The organism is Mangrovimonas sp. ST2L15 (assembly GCF_001280515.1).
GTDB lineage: Bacteria > Bacteroidota > Bacteroidia > Flavobacteriales > Flavobacteriaceae > Mangrovimonas > Mangrovimonas futianensis.
In genome coordinates, this window is the sequence record NZ_LBIQ01000035.1 from 66,820 (window position 1) to 86,752 (window position 19,933).

The window sequence follows — 19,933 nt, forward strand, 5'->3', positions numbered from 1 at the left end:
TGTGACCTATCAAGAAACCTTAAAATGGATGTTTGGTAAATTGCCTATGTACCAACGTCAAGGTCAGTCTGCATTTCGCGCAGATTTAGCCAATATTCAAAAACTAGCCAAACATTTAAACCACCCCGAACAAAAAATCAAAACGATTCATGTGGCGGGAACCAATGGTAAAGGGTCTACCAGTCATATGTTAGCTTCCATACTTCAGGAAGCAGGATATACAACAGGTTTATTTACATCGCCACATTTGAAGGATTTCCGGGAACGTATAAGGATCAATGGGCAGGTTGTGTCAAAGGCATTTGTGATTGGATTTATACAAAGATTCCGTTCGTTTTTCGAACAAGAAAGCCTGTCTTTTTTTGAAATGACAACAGGAATGGCATTTGAGTATTTCTACCAAAAGAAAGTCGATATCGCTGTAATTGAAGTTGGTCTGGGTGGGCGATTGGACTCCACTAATATTATTAAGCCAGTGACCTCTGTGATAACAAATATAGGAAAGGATCATGTACAGTTCTTGGGGAATACCTTGGAAAAGATAGCGGCGGAAAAGGCAGGGATTATTAAGGCTCATATTCCGGTGATCATTGGTGAAACCCAATCGGAAACAGAACAGGTGTTCATTGAAATGGCTGAAAATTGTGAATCGGATATTTATTTTGCTGATCAAACAGATAGTCACTTATATGAGAGTGATTTGAAAGGCGAATATCAAAAAAAGAACATTCAAACGGTTGTTGCTACTGTAAAAGTTCTTCGATCTAAGGGGTATGCTATTTCCGAAGCACATGTGCAAGCAGGCCTTTTAAATGTGGTTAAAAATACAGGATTAAGAGGGCGATGGGAAATAATTGGCAACGATCCGTTGGTGATTTGTGACACAGGTCATAATAAAGAGGGGTTGACCTATTCTATGAGTCAAATAAATAATCTGGAATTTGAGCATCTTCATATAGTGTTTGGAGTAGTAAATGATAAAGATTTGACAGATGTTTGGACATTGCTTCCTAAAAAAGCCACGTATTATTTTTGTAAACCGGATGTTCCTAGAGGATTGGATGCTGATCTTTTAATGAAGCAATTTCATGCAAAAGGTTATACAGGAAGTGCGTATAATAGTGTAAATCAGGCTTTAACAAAAGCTAAAAATCAGGCGAATTCAAAGGACCTTATTTTTGTGGGTGGGAGTACTTTTGTGGTGGCAGAAATAATTTAATTTTTTTTGCAAAAAAAGTTTTGCCATATCAAAAACTGCCTTATCTTTGCATTCCGTTAGCAAGGGCGCTTAGCTCAGTTGGTTCAGAGCACCTCGTTTACACCGAGGGGGTCGGGGGTTCGAATCCCTCAGCGCCCACAAGAGTAAAAAATCTCAATACTGAAGTGTTGAGATTTTTTTTACCTTGTAACTTAAAAAGGGTCATTAACTCAGTTGGTTCAGAGTGTTACCTTGACAGGGTAGAAGTCACTGGTTCGAATCCAGTATGACCCACAATTTTTCTGATATTTATAGCTTTTTTAGTAGATTTATTCCACACTACTTTAACTACATGATTTTAAAAAATATCAAAAAGCTATATGAGGATATCTTTCAGTCCTATAAAACACCTTCCATTGAAGAGCATATAAAAAAGATTATCGAACTGGATGCCTTTCTTCCACATAACTCGACATTTTTTTGTATAACGAATACCCAGGAATTAGGTTTTGAGTATGTGAGTAAAAATATGTATTCCTGCATTGGAATAGAGCCTCATTTGTTTAAAACCCAAGCTATGAAATATTTTTGGAGTAGAATTCATCCAGATGATGTGGAGCAATGGCTGGAAGCGTTAAATTCTCTAATGGAGTATACCATGAATGAGATTTCAGAAGAAGAAAGGCACAGAATGAGTTATACTTGGAACTATCGTTTTAAGAATGGGCAGGACGAATATGTCAATGTTATACAAAATACCACACCGCTTGCATTTGATGCCTTTAAGAAACCTATTATTGGATTGGCGCACTATACCATAGTAGAGCCCGGATTAAAGTTTGAAGTGACTGCTACTGCCAAGTATTTGAATGATTCCAATACTTATGAAACCAAGTATTTCAATACCTTTTCACAAAAGTTGTTAGAATCTAACATTAGTAATAGAGAGCGAGATATCATAAGGTTGTTGGTACTCAAAAAGAGTAGTAAAGAAATTGCTTTAAAGTTGAATATTAGTCCAAACACCGTAGATACCCATAGGCGAAATATTCTAAGAAAATTGAAAATCAATTCAACAGGTGAGCTTATAGGGCTCTATAAATCAAACAAGGGACTCTTTTAAAAATACTCAATTTGAGTATTGTAAGAAAGTGATGTTTTAAGCACATTTGTATTAGCTATTATTAATCAAAGGGATGTTAAGTGTTTACGGTTTTGCATTAAAATGTAAAATTTGTAAACACTTTTTTTATATTAGGTCTAAAACGCGTTCCAATTTCATTCCTCTAGACCCTTTAATTAAAATGAATTGATTTTTTAGCATTGAATTCTCTTCTTTCACAAAGATTTCAAAATCTTCAAAGGTGCTAAAGGCTCTAATTGCTTCCGAATTAAAACGGGTATGTGAAAAAGTATTGCCTAACAAAAAGATGTGTGGAATACTAGTGTTTTCAAGGAAATTTACAATGGTTTGGTGTTCTTGTAGGGCATCATCACCTAATTCAAACATATCGCCCAATATGACCATTTTATTAACTTCCTCATAACTATTGAAATTATTTAAAGCAGCCATCATGCTAGTTGGATTGGCATTATAGGCATCCATTAATATTTTATTAGAACCTTTTAAAATAATTTGCGATCTATTATTAGTCGGGACATAAGTTTCAATAGCTTCTTTTATTTCGTGATGTGGAACACCAAAATAAGAACCAATAGCAATAGATGCTGCAATGTTATTGAAATTATAGATACCCGTAAGGGCGCTAGTAATTTGCAAGGTGTCAAAGGATATTGAAACATATGGTTGCGCATCAAACAGCTCTATTTTGGTATGCTTGTCGTGTTTTCCAAAGGTGACAATCTTTTCGTAGCTCCCAACCTGTTCTAGTTGTTTTGGGTCATCTGTATTTACAAAAATAGTTTTGTGATGAAATTTTAAGTAATCGTAGAGTTCTGATTTAGCTTTTACAACTCCTTCCAAGCTACCGAATCCTTCTAAATGGGCTTTCCCAAAGTTGGTTATCAACCCAAAGTCAGGTTGTGCAATTTGGCATAAAAAGTCAATTTCATGATGGTGGTTGGCGCCCATTTCAACAATACCGAGTTCTGTTTCTTTGTTCATGGAAAGCAAGGTCAACGGAACGCCAATATGATTGTTTAAATTACCTTGTGTGGCGGTTGTTTTGAATTTTTTTGATAAAACAGCGTTTATAAGTTCTTTGGTGGTTGTTTTACCGTTGCTTCCTGTTAAAGAAAGAATAGGTATTTCAAGATATCTTCTATGGAAGGCTGCCAAGTCCTGCAAACATTTAAGAACATCTGTAACTAAAATATATGCTTCTGAAACCTGATAAGCGGGATCGTCTATAATGGCATAGTTAGCGCCCATCTCTAATGCCATTTCGGCAAATTTATGTCCGTCAAAATTGTCTCCTTTCAAAGCGAAAAACAAATCTTGAGGTTCTAGTTTTCTGGTATCTGTGCAAACGGCATGACATTCCAGAAACAGTTCATGTATTTTAGCTATTTCCATAAAATTAAATGTATAAAAAAAGTCCTGATTTTCATCAGGACTTTAAAGTATAATCACTAGAATTCTTTTAGTGCTTAGTTTTGTTTTGAGATTTTGATTTAGAACCAACTCTAGACATAGCACATCTAAATCCAATATAGTCTGTTGCCATATTTTGTGGATAGTAGCGTCTTTGTGCTGGATCCAACCAGTAAGATCTGTCTTTCCAAGAACCTCCTTTATAAACTCTTACTTCATCATTGATTAAAGAAGTTCTCTTATCAGATTTATCATACTCTCTGATCATTTCTCCTGTAGAATCTACAGAAATATGGTGTTTTGGAGAGTTGTACATTTTACTGGTAGTAGCATCTTCAGCAGACTCATCACTAAATTCATCAAAGCTTTCTCTATACATTCTAGAAGAGCTTTTATCTCCGTCTCTAAAGTTTCTGTTGTCACTTCCGTCGAAATTGATTCTTAGATAAGTTTCATTTTCGTCGATTGGTACTTGAGCAATTTCTCCTGGTAAATCTCTCGCGATTAATTTACCATTAGGTAATGTATCAAATACAATTTCTTCTGGAGTTACGATTTTAACTGTACCATCGTCATTAATTTGATTTTTGGTGTAAACGTTACCACGATAGTAGTTGAAGTCATTGAATTCATCATCAACTATAGGTCTGTAAACGTCAGCTACCCATTCGGCCACATTTCCAGCCATATCATATAATCCAAAGTCGTTTGGCTCATAAGATTTTACTTTGTTTGTGATATCAGCGTTATCATCAGACCAACCAGCGATTCCGCCGTAATCTCCTTTACCTTGCTTAAAGTTTGCTAAATGGTCACCTCTTGTTTTACGTTTTCCTGAACGTGTATATTGACCATCCCAAGGATATTTTTTTCTTCCTCTATAGATATTATAAGATCTTAACTCAGTCAATCCTAAAGCAGCATATTCCCATTCTGCCTCGGTAGGAAGTCTATAATCTGGTGTAAGAACCCCAGTTTCTCTTCCTGCGTAAACGTTAATAGTGTCTCCTGAAGCAGTAGTTTGAACTCTTCTTCTTGAATTTTCTGGGTTAGTGATACTATCATTTCCACCATAGGTTAGTGTAGGTGCATTGATATAAGTATCGGTACTAAAGGTTTCACCTGCCTCAACAGCAATTTTGGCATCGCGAACAATATATCCAGATTCTTCTAAGTATAACTCATTGACACGATCAGTTCTCCAGTTGGCAAATTCTACCGCCTGAATCCAACTTACACCAACCACAGGATATTCTCCATATGCAGGGTGACGTAAATAGTTTTCGGTCATAACTTCATTAAATCCTAATCGGTTTCTCCAAACCAAAGTGTCAGGAAGGGCACCATCATAAATGCCTCTGTAATTTTCTTCAGTTGGAGGATAAACACGCTTGATCCAATCTAGGTATTCTAAATACATTTTATTGGTAACCTCGGTCTCATCCATATAGAAGGATTGCACGTGCTGTTGGTTAGGAGTATTGTTCCAATCGTGCATGACATCATCTTGAACTCTACCCATGGTAAAAGTTCCTCCTTCTACAAATACCAATCCTGGAGCAGTTTCTTGCTCTTTAAAGTCGGTGTTGTATTGAAAACCACCGTCCTTGGAATTGATATCCCATCCAGTAGCTCTGGAGCTGTTAGCGTTTGATGACCTTTTACAACCGACGAACGTCAATCCGACGGCGAAAATCATCAAGAACTTTAGTGCTGTTACTTTTTTCATATCCATACGTTTAAGTAAGCTTATAATATTTTTGGTGACGCAATATAGTAATTATCGGTTACAAAACAAGAGAAAAGAACAAATTTTGATGAAAAAATATGCATTTCGTCCTATTTATTGAACGTTACACCGATGATTTTTGCGTTTTTTACCGGTTAATAGTGTTTCTTAGAACGCGCATAATTATAAAATATTATTGTAATTTTGAAACGTTTTTTAAAAATTGTTGGATTATCAATAATAACACCTTTTTATTGCCGTTATTTTATCAATGAAAAAGAAAATTATCTTACTTACCATCTTAATTACCTCCTTCAGTATCTTTTCCCAACAAAAAACGTTTAATCTTAATTGGGATGGGGTCAAGGATGTTTCTACAAATTTTGTAAAAAGAGAAATACCTTCATTTTCAGGAGGGATATTAAATTATAATCCAACTGATGGAATGACTTTTGTTTCTAGATGGTCGGTTTCCAATCCAATAAATGAACAATCAGTTGTCATTCAAAACCAAGTTTTTGAACCCATTTCGATTTCTGATTTAAAGGATTTAGATGCTCAGCTTATTCCAAACCAGCTCAAAGTATCCTTAAAAAATTCTAGGGCCAGAAATGAGCAGTTTGCCCTTTTGGAGGTTACACCTATTATAAAGGAGAATAATGGATACAAAAAATTGATCTCTTTTACCTTAATATATAATAGTAATCCTGGCGCTAGAACATCCAACTCATTTCAAATGCAGCAAATCACCAATTCTGCATTAAGTAGTGGAAGTTGGTATAAGTTTTATGTAGAAAGATCAGGAGTGCATAGAATATCCAAATCGTTTTTGGCTGATCTGGGAGTTAATGTCAATCAGGTTGATCCCCGTACCATTAAACTTTATGGTAATGGCGGTAAGATGATTCCTTTCGGGAATGACCAAGACTATCCTTTTGATGTGGTTGAAAATGCTATTAGGGTGGTTGGTGAGAGCGATGCACAATTTAATGATTCCGATTATATCTTATTCTATGCCCAAGGACCGAGAGGATGGGATTCTGAAAAGCGTACACATATTAATAGTTACACAGATAAGACTTATTATTATATAAATATAAGTCCGGGTAATGGTAAGCGGGTTCAGCCTTTTATTCAGCCTTCTGGATCCGTAGATATGGAGATAAGTACATTTGATGATTATAAATTTCATGAACTGGATGAGTATAATCTCGTAAATGTAGGTAGAAGGTGGTTTGGAGATCGCTTTGATATTGAGGATACAAAATCTTTTGAATTTTCGTTTCCAGATAGGATAGAATCAGAACCTATTTATTTAAATGTAGTTGTTGCTTCTACATCTCCAGCTACGAGCACCATGGGCTTGACAGTAAATGGCACTAATGTAACGACGCTTAACCTCCCTGCAACTTCAAATTATAATCTTGCTGTAGGTGCTACTTTTGCTAATTATGTGCCAATTACATCATCTAACATCAATGTAACTCTGCAATACAATAATAATGGCAGTCCCTCAGCATTGGCTTATGTGGATTACGTTGCTGTAAGAGCGAAAAGGAATTTAAATTTTTCAGGTAACCAATATACATTTAGGAATTTAGAAACTACCAACGAGACAGGTATCGCTCAATATACCGTGACGAATACTTCCCAAGTTTCTGAAATTTGGGATGTAAGCGATTTGTATAACGTGACGACCCTTGTTAATGGTGACGGTAATTCAACTTTGAGCTTTAAATCTCAAATGGGCTCTGAGAAATCTTATACTTTGGTGACTTCTTCTGATTTTTACACGCCCCTCCGGGAGTCCAACTCACAAGTTTTTAACCAAAATTTAAAAGGGACTATTTTTAATAATGACCTAGGTAATTTTCAAGATATTGATTATTTAATCTTAACACCTCAAGTATTTTTGGGACAAGCTAATAGATTGGCTCAAATCAATAGAGACCAATACGGATTGAATGTTAAAGTGGTTCCATTGGGTTTGATTTATAATGAGTTTAGTACTGGAAATCCAGATATTGGTGCCATTAGGAATTTTGTGAAATATATATATGATAATGCCAGTAGTCCAAGTCAACGTTTGAAATATTTATGTCTGTTTGGAGATGCCTCATTTGATTATAAAAACAGACTTCCAAACAATACCAATTTTGTTCCGAGTTGGCATGCCTATGAAAGTTTTAATTTAACTAGTTCATATGTGTCCGATGATTTTTTTGGAATGATGGATGAAAACGAAGGGGATATGTCAATTAGTAATTTGTTGGATATTGCTGTTGGTAGAGTATTGGCTGATTCACCACAACAAGCTAAAGAAATGGTGGATAAAATTCAAAACTATCATTCAGAAGCATCCTTTGGAAATTGGAGAAATACTGCTGTTTTCATTTCTGATGATGTGGATGAGGCCTGGGAGGCTCAATTGCAGCAAACCACTGATAATATATCAGATGAAATATCTGAGGAAAAACCATTTATCAATGTAGTAAAAATACATTCCGATGCCTTTGAGCAGGAATCCTCTTCTGGAGGAGATCGTTACCCTACAGTAAATACCGCAATAGTTAATGCCTTGGAAAAAGGAGCTTTGGTTGTTAATTATTTTGGACATGGAGGTGAGGATGGATTGGCCCGAGAACGGATTTTTGAAAGATCAGATGCTCAGAGTTTAAATAATATTTGTCAGTTGAATTGCTTTGTTACAGTTACTTGTGAATTCACTCGGTTTGATAATCCATTAAGGCCAACAGCAGGAGAATATACTTTCTGGAATACGCAAGGAGGGGCAATTGGTTTGATAACCACCACAAGACAGGTAATTGTTAACGTGGGTATCGACTTTAATGTCCACTTGGAGAAGTTCCTTTTTGGTTATGATGATAGTTTTGCAGAAGGCGAATACCCATCTATGGCCGAAGCACTTAGGTTAACCAAAATTGATCCCGAAATTTCTGGTTATGATCAAAGAAGATTGGTGTTTTTTATAGGTGACCCAGCAATGAAGCTAACCTTTGGTAAACCCAATATTCAATTGACAACTATTAATGATGAGCCAATTAGTGGAAATACAGACGTATTACAAGCTCTCAGTAAAGTTAAATTGGCGGGTGAAGTAATCGATGGTTCAGGAAATTTACTTTCCAATTTTAACGGTGTTTTATCTACTACGGTATTTGATAAAAACATAGAGAGGCAAACTCTTGGGAACAATGGTGTCACTGGCTCAAATGGTTTGATTATTATGGATTTTGAAACTTTGGGTCCCACTATATTTAAAGGGCAATCTACCATTACAGAAGGTCAGTTTGAAATGGAGTTTGTTGTTCCTAGAGATATCGCTATCCCCGAAGGCTACGGCAAGGTAAGTTTTTATGCCAAACAAGATGGAGTCCTTTTTGATCGATCAGGAGCAAGTGTAGAAACAGTAAAAATAGGGGGATTGAACCCAAATGCTGAAACGGATGAACAGGGACCTTTGATTAAAGTTTTCATGAATGATGAAAGTTTTGTGTCTGGAGGCCTTACCAATAATTCTCCGGCCCTTTTGCTGAAGCTTCAAGATGACAATGGTATAAATACGGCAAGTGGTATTGGACATGATATTGTAGCTATTTTGGATGGTGATGAAACTTCTCCATATGTACTTAATGATTATTATGAAACGGAGCTTGATGATTACCAAAGAGGTACTGTAAACTATCCATTTAGAGATCTAGAAAATGGTTTACATACGTTAACGGTAAAAGCATGGGATGTTTATAACAATTCGGCCACCGCAGAAATACAATTCATGGTGCAGAACGAAAATCAAGAACTCGTTATCGATAAAGTTCTTAATTATCCAAATCCTTTTGTAAACTACACAGAATTTTGGTTTAACCACAATAGTTCACAGCCTTTAGACGTTTCAGTACAAATATTTACTGTTTCAGGTAAATTGGTTAAAACGATTAACGGACAAACCAACACCTCAAATTGCTGTAATAATGGGAATTCATCCCTTTCAAGAGATATGATTTGGGATGGACGAGATGATTTCGGAGACCGTATAGGGAAGGGAGTCTATATTTATAAGCTTAAAGTACATTCTCCTAGCCTGAATAAAACGGTTGAGAAGATTGAAAAGCTTGTGATACTTTAATAAAGCATTATATTTGTCGAACTAAAAATAACACATGAGACACCAGATTTTAATTCTTGGATTTTTTCTTTTAACTTTAAACATAAAGGCCCAGGAAGTCATCACCGAAATTACTCCAAACCCCTTTGATACAAGGGTGATAACAACTGGAGTGCCGTTTCTTTTGATTGCTGCTGATGCCCGTGCAGGTTCTTTGGGAGATATGGGGGTAGCCACATCAGTTGATGCCTTTTCTCAACAATGGAATGCTTCAAAATATGCGTTTTCAGAAACTAAACAGGGGGTGGGTGTAAGTTATACACCTTATTTAACCAAGTTGGTGAAAGATATTTTCTTGGGGAGCATTACTTATTTTAATCGAATTGATGAAAAGAGTGCTTTTGCAGCTAGTTTTAGATATTTTTCATTGGGAGATATTGAGTTTGTGCAAGATGAATTTTCAATTCCTCTAGTACAAAGACCTAATGAGTTTACAGTTGACGTTTCTTATGCCTTAAAATTAAGTCAACAATTCTCAATGGCAGTGACCATGAGGTATCTGAATTCCGATTTAAGAATTCCTTCTGAATTTACAGATACTAAGGCAGCAGGTACGTTTGGAGTGGATATATCAGGATATTATCAAAGTGAAGAGGAGGCTTTCAATAGCTTTAACGGAAGAACCCGATTGGGATTCGCTATTCAAAATGTAGGACCTAAATTTAAATATGACGAACAGGGTCGTGAAAATTTTCAACCAACAACCCTAAGATTGGGAGGTGGATTTGATTTCATCTTTGATAATTATAATAAATTAGGAGTGACCGCAGAGGTTACTAAACTTTTAGTGCCTACACCACCAATTAGAGGAACCTACAGGCAATATGAAGATATAAATGGAAATGGTGAGTTTGATTCAGATGAAGATAATTTATTGGCCTATGATCCCAATTATATTGTAGAAGGAAAAGATGATGATGTGGGATTTGTAAAAGGGATGTTTCAGTCTTTTGGTGATGCCCCGGGAGGATTCAGTGAAGAAATGAAAGAAATAACTTGGGCATTGGGAGCAGAGTATTCTTATCAGGATTCGTTTGCTTTCAGAGCAGGTTATTTTAACGAAAGTGATGATAAGGGAGCAAGGAAATTCTTTGCTTTAGGCGCCGGTTTTAATTACAATATTGTAGGCTTGGATATTTCTTATTTATTTTCGGCTTCAAAGGTTCCTAGTCCTTTAGAAAATACCCTTAGGTTTTCCTTGTCATTTAATATCGATAGGGAAGCATACCGCGAATATTAAAACTGTCTATATAAAAATTAAAGAAGCCATTGTTGAAGAAACGATGGCTTTTTTGTTTAAAATGGTTACATTTAATATAATATTTGTCTATGAAAGAAATTAAAATTGAGACCGTACTAGAGGTTTACGAGCAACTGGATGAGCTTCCTAAGCCCGTTCAAGAGCTTATGAATCGAGCCAAAGAAGCTCGTCTGGATTCCTATTCCCCCTATTCCAATTTTAGTGTGGGAGCCGCTTTGCTATTGGAAAATGGAGAGATCGTCACTGGGAGCAATCAAGAAAATGCATCCTATCCTTCGGGCTTATGTGCAGAAAGAACTGCAATTTATTATGCTGGAGCCAAGTTTCCCCATTCCAAAATGAAAATGATGGCCATAATTGCAGGGTCCAATTTGCATCCCACTACAGAGCCCATTCCACCGTGTGGGGCTTGCCGACAAGCCATTGCAGAGTATGAGGTAAATCAAAAAGAATCGATAGAAATTTATTTTATGGGTGAGACTGGTAAGGTGGTGAAATCAAAATCTTTGGCAAATTTGCTTCCACTTATTTTCGATCGCTCCGTTCTATAACGATTTCGGTAATTTTTTACTATTTACAGTTTTTCCATTAGTAAACAAAGTAGTATTTTTGTTATCCCGTTCATAATTTATAATGTAATCGATGCAAAAAATAACGAAAGAAGTATACCTGAAATGGTACGAGGACATGTTATTCTGGAGAAAGTTTGAAGACAAACTAGCTGCAGTTTATATTCAACAAAAGGTTAGAGGATTTCTTCACCTTTATAATGGTCAGGAAGCGGTGTTGGCTGGTGCCTTACACGCTATGGATTTAAGTAAGGATAAAATGATTACGGCCTATCGTAACCACGTGCAACCTATTGGTATGGGAGTTGATCCCAAAAGGGTTATGGCTGAGCTTTATGGTAAAGCCACAGGGACTTCACAAGGTTTAGGAGGTTCTATGCATATCTTTTCTAAAGAGCACGGTTTTTATGGCGGTCATGGTATTGTTGGAGGTCAAATTCCTTTAGGAACCGGAATGGCTTTTGGAGATAAGTTTGGAGGAAAAGAAGCCGTAACTATTTGCTGTTTTGGTGATGGTGCTGCTAGACAAGGGGCGTTGCATGAGTCTTTTAACTTGGCCATGTTATGGAAACTTCCTGTAGTATACGTTTGTGAAAACAATGGTTATGCCATGGGTACCTCGGTAGAACGTACTGCAAACCATACAGATGTTTGGAAATTAGGTTTGGGTTATGAAATGCCTTGTGGACCAGTAGACGGAATGAACCCTGTGAAAGTAGCAGAGGCCTTTGATGAAGCCATTCAAAGGGCAAGAAGAGGTGATGGACCAACTTTCTTGGAATTGAAAACCTACCGATACAGAGGTCATTCTATGAGTGATGCCCAACATTATAGAACCAAAGAAGAAGTTGAAGAATATAAAAAGATCGATCCTATTACCCAGGTGAAAGAAGTTATTCTTGAAAATAAATATGCTACTGAAGCTGAAATCAAAAAGATTGATAAGCGTGTAAAAGATTTGGTAAGCGAATGCGAAAAATTTGCAGAAGAATCTCCATTCCCAGAGCTAAATGTGATGTATGATTCAGTTTACGAGCAAGAAGATTATCCATTTTTACAACATAAACTATAGTTATGGCAGAAGTAATTAACATGCCTCGTTTGAGTGACACCATGGAGGAAGGAACTGTTGCTACTTGGTTAAAAAAAGTAGGTGACAAGGTTGAAGAAGGAGATATATTAGCTGAAATAGAAACAGATAAAGCAACTATGGAATTTGAGTCCTTTCATGAAGGGACCTTATTGTACATAGGGGTACAGGAGGGAGAGACAACTAAAGTAGATGAGTTATTAGCTATTATAGGGGAGGAAGGAGAAGATGTTTCTGATTTGGTAAATGGTTCGCCTGTAGAGACTAAAAAAGAAGCATCGCCAGAAACTTCAGAAGAAAAGGAAGAAAAAGCTGAATCAAATTCAAAGGAAGAAACTTCTAATGAGACTGCCGAATTACCTGATGGCGTAACTGTTGTAACCATGCCACGATTAAGTGACACCATGGAAGAAGGAACTGTTGCCACTTGGTTAAAGAAAGTAGGTGATGCTGTTGAGGAAGGAGATATTTTAGCTGAAATTGAAACAGATAAAGCTACTATGGAATTTGAATCTTTTCAATCGGGTACCTTACTATTTATCGGACTTGAAGAGGGACAATCTGCAAAAGTAGATTCTTTATTAGCTATCATTGGCCCAGAAGGAACTGATGTTTCTGATGTTGCCAAAAACTTTAAAGTTGGTGGGGCTTCTCAAAAAGTAGATGAACCCAAAGCTGAGAAAGCAGCGACTCCTAAAGCGGAGGCGCCAAAAGAAGCACCTAAACAAGAGGTAGCTAAGCCTCAAGTACAAGAAACAGTTGCTACTGCAAGTAGTGGAGAACGCATATTTGTTTCACCATTGGCCAAAAAAATGGCTGAAGAGAAAAATATAAATTTATCTCAAGTTAAAGGAAGTGGTGAGAACGGTCGTATCATTAGACGTGATATTGAAAATTATACACCAGCTGCTTCTGCTGCTTCGGTAGGTAAATTTGTTCCAGCCGGACAAGAAGATTTTGATGAAGTAGCAAATTCTCAAATGCGCAAGACAATAGCTAAGCGTTTGGCAGAGTCTAAGTTTACAGCTCCACATTATTATTTGAATGTTGAATTTGATATGGATAATGCAATTGCATTCCGTGAGCAGTATAACTCATTGCCAGATATCAAAATATCATTTAATGATATCGTTGTTAAGGCTTGTGCTTTGGCATTAAAACAGCACCCTCAGGTAAATTCTCAGTGGTTTGCAGATAAAATGCGAATGAATAATCATGTGCATGTGGGTGTGGCTGTTGCTGTTCCTGATGGCTTGGTTGTTCCTGTAGTTAAGTTTGCTAACGAAATGAGCTTACCTCAAATAGGAGCTGCAGTTAAGGATTTTGCAGTTAAAGCAAGAAATAAAAAATTAACACCGCAGGAAATGGAAGGAAGTACCTTCACTGTATCTAATTTAGGAATGTTTGGAATTGAAAGTTTCACTTCAATCATCAACCAACCGAATTCTGCGATTCTTTCTGTGGGAGCTATTGTCCAAAAGCCTGTTGTTAAGAATGGTCAAGTGGTACCAGGAAACACAATGAAATTATGTTTGGCTTGTGATCATAGAACTGTTGATGGGGCTACGGGAGCACAGTTTTTACAAACGTTAAAAGGGTACATAGAAAACCCTGTAACCATGCTGGTTTAAGAATATTGTCAAAATATTTTCTATAATATGAATCCCACCTTTAAAAGGTGGGATTTTTTATTTTATGAAGGTTTTTTCTTTCAATCCGTAGGATTGAAAGGATTGTTGTTAAAATGTTAGTGAATTGCTAAAATTATGTTAAATTACCGCTCTAATTAACTAATAGCATTTTTCCAATAACAATAGCTTATGGTAAAAAAATTACTTCCTTGTTTTTTATTCATTTCCTTTACTTTTTCTGTTTTTAATTCATGGTCTCAAACTTTTGAAAGGGTCGATAATGTAGTTGGCTTAGGGATTCTCAAAGAAAACCATGGCGTTTCTGTCGCTGACTATGATGGGGATAACGATTTAGACCTTTTTGTTGTTGCAAAAGCTCTAGATCAAAATGGTTTGGAATGGTCTCGTAGTCGACTTTTTAGAAATGAGAATAATGGAGCTTTTACAGATGTGACAGAGGAGGCTGGATTAAGCAATATGTTGGATCAAGATTACAGTCAAGACAATACCTTTTATGTTTTTGATGGACCTAAAGTTGGTGCTTTTTGGGGCGATTACGATAATGATGGTCATCTAGACCTTTTTTTAACAAACACATACAATGTTTTACTATTTAAAAACCAAGGTGATGGAACATTTATTGATGTGACCGAATCCGCTGGTTTTTCTCTAGCCACTGATTGCCAATACACAGGTGCCACTTGGTTTGATTATAATAACGATGGGTTTTTGGATATCTATATCAGTGAGTGGGGTAATTGTGATTCAAATCTCTTGTTTAAAAATAATGCCAATGGTACTTTCTCCAATGTTACAGAAGAATCTAACATTTTAGAAACCAATTCTAGATACAGTTTTGTGGCGGTGCCTTTTGATTTTAATGCTGATGGATGGATGGATTTATATGTTACCAATGATTTTGATGCCCCTAACTATTTGTACATGAACCAAGGAAATGGATCATTTGCAGAAGGAGCTTCTAGTTATGGTGTAAACAGTATGATTGATGATATGGGAGTAGCTGTGGGTGATTTTAATTTAGATGGGAATTTTGATTTTTTTGTCACAGGTATTGGAGAGTCAGCTCTTTTGAAATCAGATCAAGGATCTTATGTTAATGTGGCTTCTGATGAGGGAGTTTTTAATAATAGTTGGGCATGGGCTCCTATTTTTGCCGATTTTGATTGTGATGGTGATGAGGACTTGTTTGTTGCCAATGGCTATTATAATTCTGGTTCATATAACAACTTCTATTATGTGAATGATCCTAATGCACCACAAAATGTTTTTACTAACCAAGCAAATGAGGTTGGGTTTTCAGAATCAACTGTTAGTATCAGTACTGTTGATTTTGATTATGACAATGATGGTGATTTGGATTTGTTTCTATCTAATTCTGATACCTTTTCTTTTTTCTATGAAAATAAATTATTGAATTTTGATTCTGAAGTTAGCAATGCTAACTGGTTTAAACTTTCTTTGGAAGGAACCGAATCAAACAGGAATGCTATAGGAACGACTACTATTCTTATCACTGAAAATAGAACCATTCATCGGTATTTTTCAGGAGTTGGTTTTTTAGGCCAAAGTATCAAGCCCTTACATTTTGGGCTTCAAGCCGACGAAACTATTCAGGAGTTAATTATTAAGTGGCCTTCTGGACTTGAAGAAATTTATTCTGAAGAATTATTAATTAATTCATTCTTTAAGGCCACAGAAGGAGAGGGAATAGTCAATTTGAATATTGCTCCAAGTCCTAAAATTTACGGATGTACAGATCCTAGTTCTTGTAATTATAATCCAGAAGCTACTTTGAGTGATGATAGTTGTATTTATTTAACACCTCAAGAAATTTCAGGGCCTAGTGCAGTAGGCTTTTTGTCTGAAGAGACCTATGTATATCCAATATCGGTTGGGTCTTCCGCACAATGGCAAGTAACTGGAGGAGAATTGCTAGAAGGACAGGGGACCGGAAGTATTTTTGTGAAATGGGGGTTAAATCAAGCTGGTGAAATTTCAGTCATTGAAAATAATGGAGATTGTGTAAGTCAATCAACATCTTTGTCAATTGTTTTAGGTAACGAAGGGGTTCCAGAAGATGTATCTGTAGCGCGATTATGGAATGAAGCTTTATTGGCGGCCATAAGAAAAGATTATGCTAGACCTACAGTACATGCTAGGAACTTATTTCATTCAAGTGTCGCAATGTATGACGCATGGGCGGCCTATGATGAAGAAGCTACAACTTATTTGGTGGGTAAGACAGTTCATGGTTTTAGTAGTGGTCTTGAGGATTTTGTGTCCAATGAAGACATTCCAGACTCCAGAAATAAGGCTATTAGTTTTGCTATGTATCGACTTTTAACTCATAGATTCCAGGAGTCTCCTAATCATGCCCAAACACAGGCTCGGTTTGATTATCTCATGGATCAACTGAATTATGATATAAATAATACAGCCACTGATTACATTAACGGCGATCCAGCCGCTTTAGGAAATTATATAGCTGAAACGATTATTAATTATGGGTTAGGAGATGGATCTAATGAATCTGGAGGTTATGCCAATGAGTATTATGAATCAGTAAACCCCCCACTTTCACCACAGTATGAAAATAGCACGGTATTGAATCCCAATCGTTGGCAGCCATTAAGTTTGGATGTTTATATAGATCAGAGTGGTAATTTGATAGAGGGAGATATGATCGATTTTTTAGGGCCAGAATGGGGTAATGTTCATGGTTTTTCACTTTCAGATGAAGATCAATCTACTTACCAACGGGATGGAGATATTTATTATGTATTTCACGACCCTTCAGATCCTCCGTATTTATCTGAAGATGGTATAGGTACTTCTAGTGAGGCTTACAAGTGGGCATTTGAAATGGTGTCGGTTTGGGGTTCTCATTTAGATCCAACCGATGGGGTTATGTGGGATGTTTCACCAAATAGCATCGGTGGACTGACTTTGGAGTCGTTGCCAACAAGTTATTTAGAGCATCCTAATTTTTATGATTTTTTTGATGGAGGTGACCCTGGAACAGGCCATGACATCAATCCATCTACAGGAATGCCGTATGAAGAACAATTGGTGCCTAGAGGTGATTATACAAGAGTACTGGCCGAGTTTTGGGCAGATGGACCTCATTCTGAAACACCTCCCGGGCATTGGTTTACTATCTTAAACTATGTGTCCGATCATCCCTTATTGGAAAAGAAGTTAAACGGACAGGGAGACGTACTTCCAAGTTTAGAATGGGATGTTAAAACCTATTTCATTCTGGGAGGTGCAATGCATGATTCAGCCATCAGTGCTTGGAGTGTAAAAGGGTGGTATGATTACATCAGACCCATATCAGCCATACGCTATATGGCCAGCATGGGACAAAGTAGCGATGAGAACCTTCCTAGTTATAATGCTCAAGGCATTCCATTAATTCCAGGTTATGTAGAATTGGTTCAAGAAGGAGACCCTCTAGCAGGAGCAGAAAACCAATTTGCAGGAAAAATAAAATTGTATTCTTGGTTGGGACATAGCGCTGTTTACGATCCAAATACAGATACGGCCGGAGTAGGTTGGATTCTATCAGAAAATTGGTGGCCTTATCAAAGACCATCTTTCGTGACTCCACCATTTGCGGGATATGTTTCGGGTCATTCTACATTCTCGAGGGCGGCAGCTGAAGTGATGACCTTAATTACTGGGGATGAATATTTTCCTGGAGGAATGGGTGAGTTTGTGGCCAGACAAAATGAATTTTTAGTATTTGAAGAAGGACCATCTGTGGATGTTATTTTGCAATGGGCGACTTATAGAGATGCTTCAGATCAATGTAGTTTGTCTCGTATTTGGGGTGGTATTCACCCACCATCAGATGATGTTCCGGGTAGGTTGATGGGGGCTGATATTGGAGTGGAAGCTTATGATTTTGCCGTACCATATTTCTACGGTACTTTAAGTGTGCCTGATTTTATGGTTTATTCTAAATTATATCCAAACCCTGTACAATCTGGTCAAGAAATTTTAGTAACCCAAATAAATAGTGAAACCCAGTTTAAATTATATGATTTAAGTGGTCGAGATATTCAAATTCAAAAAGTGAGCTATGATTTAGGTAATGGAATAGCACGAATTACGATACCTTCATTTGTTTCTGCTGGTGTTTATATTTTGAATTGGAATAATCATTCAGAGAAAGTTATTGTTAAAAATTAAATAGAGACTTAATTAATTAAAAGAATAAAAATTTTAAATATGAATTCGCAAGAATTCATTAAAAACAAATATTAAAATCCTGCAACAAGCAGGATTTTTTTATATTTAATAAGCTTTAAAATTTAAGATTTGTCAAAAAACATCATCATTACAGGTACAAGTAGAGGCATTGGTTTTGAAATGGTTAAAATTTTATCAGGGATGGGACATAACGTTCTGGCTTTGTCAAGAAATTCAAATCCCATTGATATACTAGAGCTAAAAGGTGTAACTAGCTTTTCTTTTGACCTTTCAAAAGAGGATGATTTTGAGAAAGTCAATCACTTTGTAAGTGAAAATTGGTCTCATGTTGATGTTCTAATAAACAACGCGGGTGCTTTGGTGAATAAACCCTTTTCTGAAACGTCTATGAAAGATTTTGAAAGGGTGTATGCTACAAATGTGTTTGGTGTTGCAAAAATGATTCAAACAGTTATTTCTTTTATGAAACCTAAGGCCCATATCGTTACTATAAGTTCAATGGGAGGGGTACAAGGTAGTATGAAATTTGCAGGTTTATCAGCCTATAGTTCAAGCAAAGGAGCTGTTATAACCCTAATTGAATTACTTGCCGAAGAATATAAGGACTCTGGAATTTCTTTTAATGTTTTAGCTCTTGGAGCGGTCCAAACAGAAATGCTGCAGGAGGCCTTTCCAGGTTATCAAGCTCCAATTACGGCTATAGAAATGGCCGATTATATAGTTGAATTCTCCCTCAATAGCAATAAATTTTATAACGGAAAATTATTACAGGTATCTAATTCAACACCTTAACGCTTATGAGAATTGTAGCCCTATTTACACGACCATACATGCTTTTATTGATAAGTATTGTGGTTCCAATCGGGCTTTTGTCCCAAGAGAAAATTGTTGATTTTGACATTGTTTATGAGAATAAGGTTTATGGCACTTTGGGTATTACCATGACCGAAAATCAAAATGAAATCCATTATTCATGTGAGACTTCAGTATTGGCTGATGTGTTTTTTAAAAAGTTGCAAATAGATTACCACTATGAGGTTGTCTACAAAGATGGTGTATTAGAGAGATCAGAGGTGCAGGTAGATCTTGATGGGAAATCTCATACAGAGACTGTCACGGTTAAAAAGCATGATGGTTACATTATTCATAAAGATGAGGATCGCATAAGGGTTGAAACTGATATTCCTTTTACCGCAATCATGCTTTATTTCTTTGAGCCGAAGGATCAAGATATTTGTTACTCAGAACAATTAGGTGAGTTTAATCAAATTAAACAGGTTGGGGAGCATACTTATGTGAAAATGGATCTTCGAAAACGTGGCAATAAATATGTTTATGACAACGGCATGTTGAAGTGTGCTATGATAGATGGCGGTCCTATAGAATTTATGCTGGTCGCCAAAGAGTAACTACAGATTTTTTTCTTTTAACATATCTTTCCTAATATTTGGATTAATTTTGTGCCTGGAAAATAACTCA

Annotated in this window: 12 protein-coding genes and 2 tRNA genes; 12 read left to right on the forward strand and 2 right to left on the reverse strand. The window is 36.5% G+C overall.

Annotation, left to right across the window (positions count from 1 at the left end; all coding sequences use genetic code 11):
- The first annotated feature begins 1 nt into the window (after nucleotide 1).
- From ZA07_RS13365 to ZA07_RS13380, 4 genes are all read left to right on the forward strand, one after another.
- Nucleotides 2-1,219 carry a folylpolyglutamate synthase/dihydrofolate synthase family protein gene (locus ZA07_RS13365; RefSeq protein WP_053972276.1) on the forward strand — a complete coding sequence of 406 codons (1,218 nt, stop codon included), beginning with the start codon at nucleotides 2-4 and terminating at the stop codon, nucleotides 1,217-1,219.
- Between the two features lie 63 nt (nucleotides 1,220-1,282).
- Nucleotides 1,283-1,357 (forward strand) — tRNA-Val (locus tag ZA07_RS13370).
- A gap of 60 nt (nucleotides 1,358-1,417) precedes the next feature.
- A tRNA-Val gene (locus ZA07_RS13375) sits at nucleotides 1,418-1,492 on the forward strand.
- 58 nt (nucleotides 1,493-1,550) lie between these two features.
- Complete coding sequence (locus ZA07_RS13380) at nucleotides 1,551-2,321, forward strand: response regulator transcription factor (RefSeq protein ID WP_053972277.1); 771 nt, start codon at nucleotides 1,551-1,553, stop codon at nucleotides 2,319-2,321.
- 126 nt (nucleotides 2,322-2,447) lie between these two features.
- On the opposite strand, the gene murF is transcribed toward ZA07_RS13380, so the two are convergent.
- Both murF and gldJ read right to left on the reverse strand, forming a co-directional pair.
- Nucleotides 2,448-3,734, reverse strand: a complete 1,287-nt coding sequence (gene murF / locus ZA07_RS13385; RefSeq protein ID WP_053972278.1) for a UDP-N-acetylmuramoyl-tripeptide--D-alanyl-D-alanine ligase — start codon at nucleotides 3,732-3,734, stop codon at nucleotides 2,448-2,450.
- A 67-nt stretch (nucleotides 3,735-3,801) separates the two neighbouring features.
- Nucleotides 3,802-5,487: a gliding motility lipoprotein GldJ gene (gldJ, locus tag ZA07_RS13390; RefSeq protein WP_197276743.1), complete on the reverse strand. Its 1,686-nt coding sequence runs from the start codon at nucleotides 5,485-5,487 to the stop codon at nucleotides 3,802-3,804.
- 265 nt (nucleotides 5,488-5,752) lie between these two features.
- Between gldJ and porU the strand changes: the two genes are divergently transcribed.
- From porU to ZA07_RS13430, 8 genes are all read left to right on the forward strand, one after another.
- The gene (gene porU / locus ZA07_RS13395) at nucleotides 5,753-9,628 is read left to right on the forward strand and encodes a type IX secretion system sortase PorU (protein WP_053972279.1); all 3,876 of its coding nucleotides are present in this window, start codon (nucleotides 5,753-5,755) and stop codon (nucleotides 9,626-9,628) included.
- Nucleotides 9,629-9,662: 34 nt separating this feature from the next.
- Nucleotides 9,663-10,907: a type IX secretion system outer membrane channel protein PorV gene (gene porV, locus ZA07_RS13400; protein ID WP_053972280.1), complete on the forward strand. Its 1,245-nt coding sequence runs from the start codon at nucleotides 9,663-9,665 to the stop codon at nucleotides 10,905-10,907.
- A gap of 89 nt (nucleotides 10,908-10,996) precedes the next feature.
- A complete protein-coding gene (cdd, locus tag ZA07_RS13405; protein ID WP_053972281.1) occupies nucleotides 10,997-11,479 on the forward strand; it encodes a cytidine deaminase in 483 nt (160 codons plus the stop codon).
- A 91-nt stretch (nucleotides 11,480-11,570) separates the two neighbouring features.
- Entirely contained in the window at nucleotides 11,571-12,569 is a 999-nt protein-coding gene (gene pdhA / locus ZA07_RS13410) for a pyruvate dehydrogenase (acetyl-transferring) E1 component subunit alpha (protein WP_053972282.1), read from the forward strand.
- Between the two features lie 2 nt (nucleotides 12,570-12,571).
- Nucleotides 12,572-14,218 (forward strand): pyruvate dehydrogenase complex dihydrolipoamide acetyltransferase, encoded by a 1,647-nt coding sequence (locus ZA07_RS13415; RefSeq protein WP_053972283.1) that lies wholly within the window; start codon nucleotides 12,572-12,574, stop codon nucleotides 14,216-14,218.
- Between the two features lie 189 nt (nucleotides 14,219-14,407).
- The gene (locus ZA07_RS13420) at nucleotides 14,408-18,433 is read left to right on the forward strand and encodes an FG-GAP-like repeat-containing protein (protein ID WP_053972284.1); all 4,026 of its coding nucleotides are present in this window, start codon (nucleotides 14,408-14,410) and stop codon (nucleotides 18,431-18,433) included.
- A 129-nt stretch (nucleotides 18,434-18,562) separates the two neighbouring features.
- Nucleotides 18,563-19,246, forward strand: a complete 684-nt coding sequence (locus ZA07_RS13425; protein WP_053972285.1) for an SDR family oxidoreductase — start codon at nucleotides 18,563-18,565, stop codon at nucleotides 19,244-19,246.
- A 5-nt stretch (nucleotides 19,247-19,251) separates the two neighbouring features.
- Complete coding sequence (locus tag ZA07_RS13430) at nucleotides 19,252-19,863, forward strand: DUF6134 family protein (protein ID WP_157492151.1); 612 nt, start codon at nucleotides 19,252-19,254, stop codon at nucleotides 19,861-19,863.
- The last annotated feature ends 70 nt before the right edge of the window (nucleotides 19,864-19,933 follow it).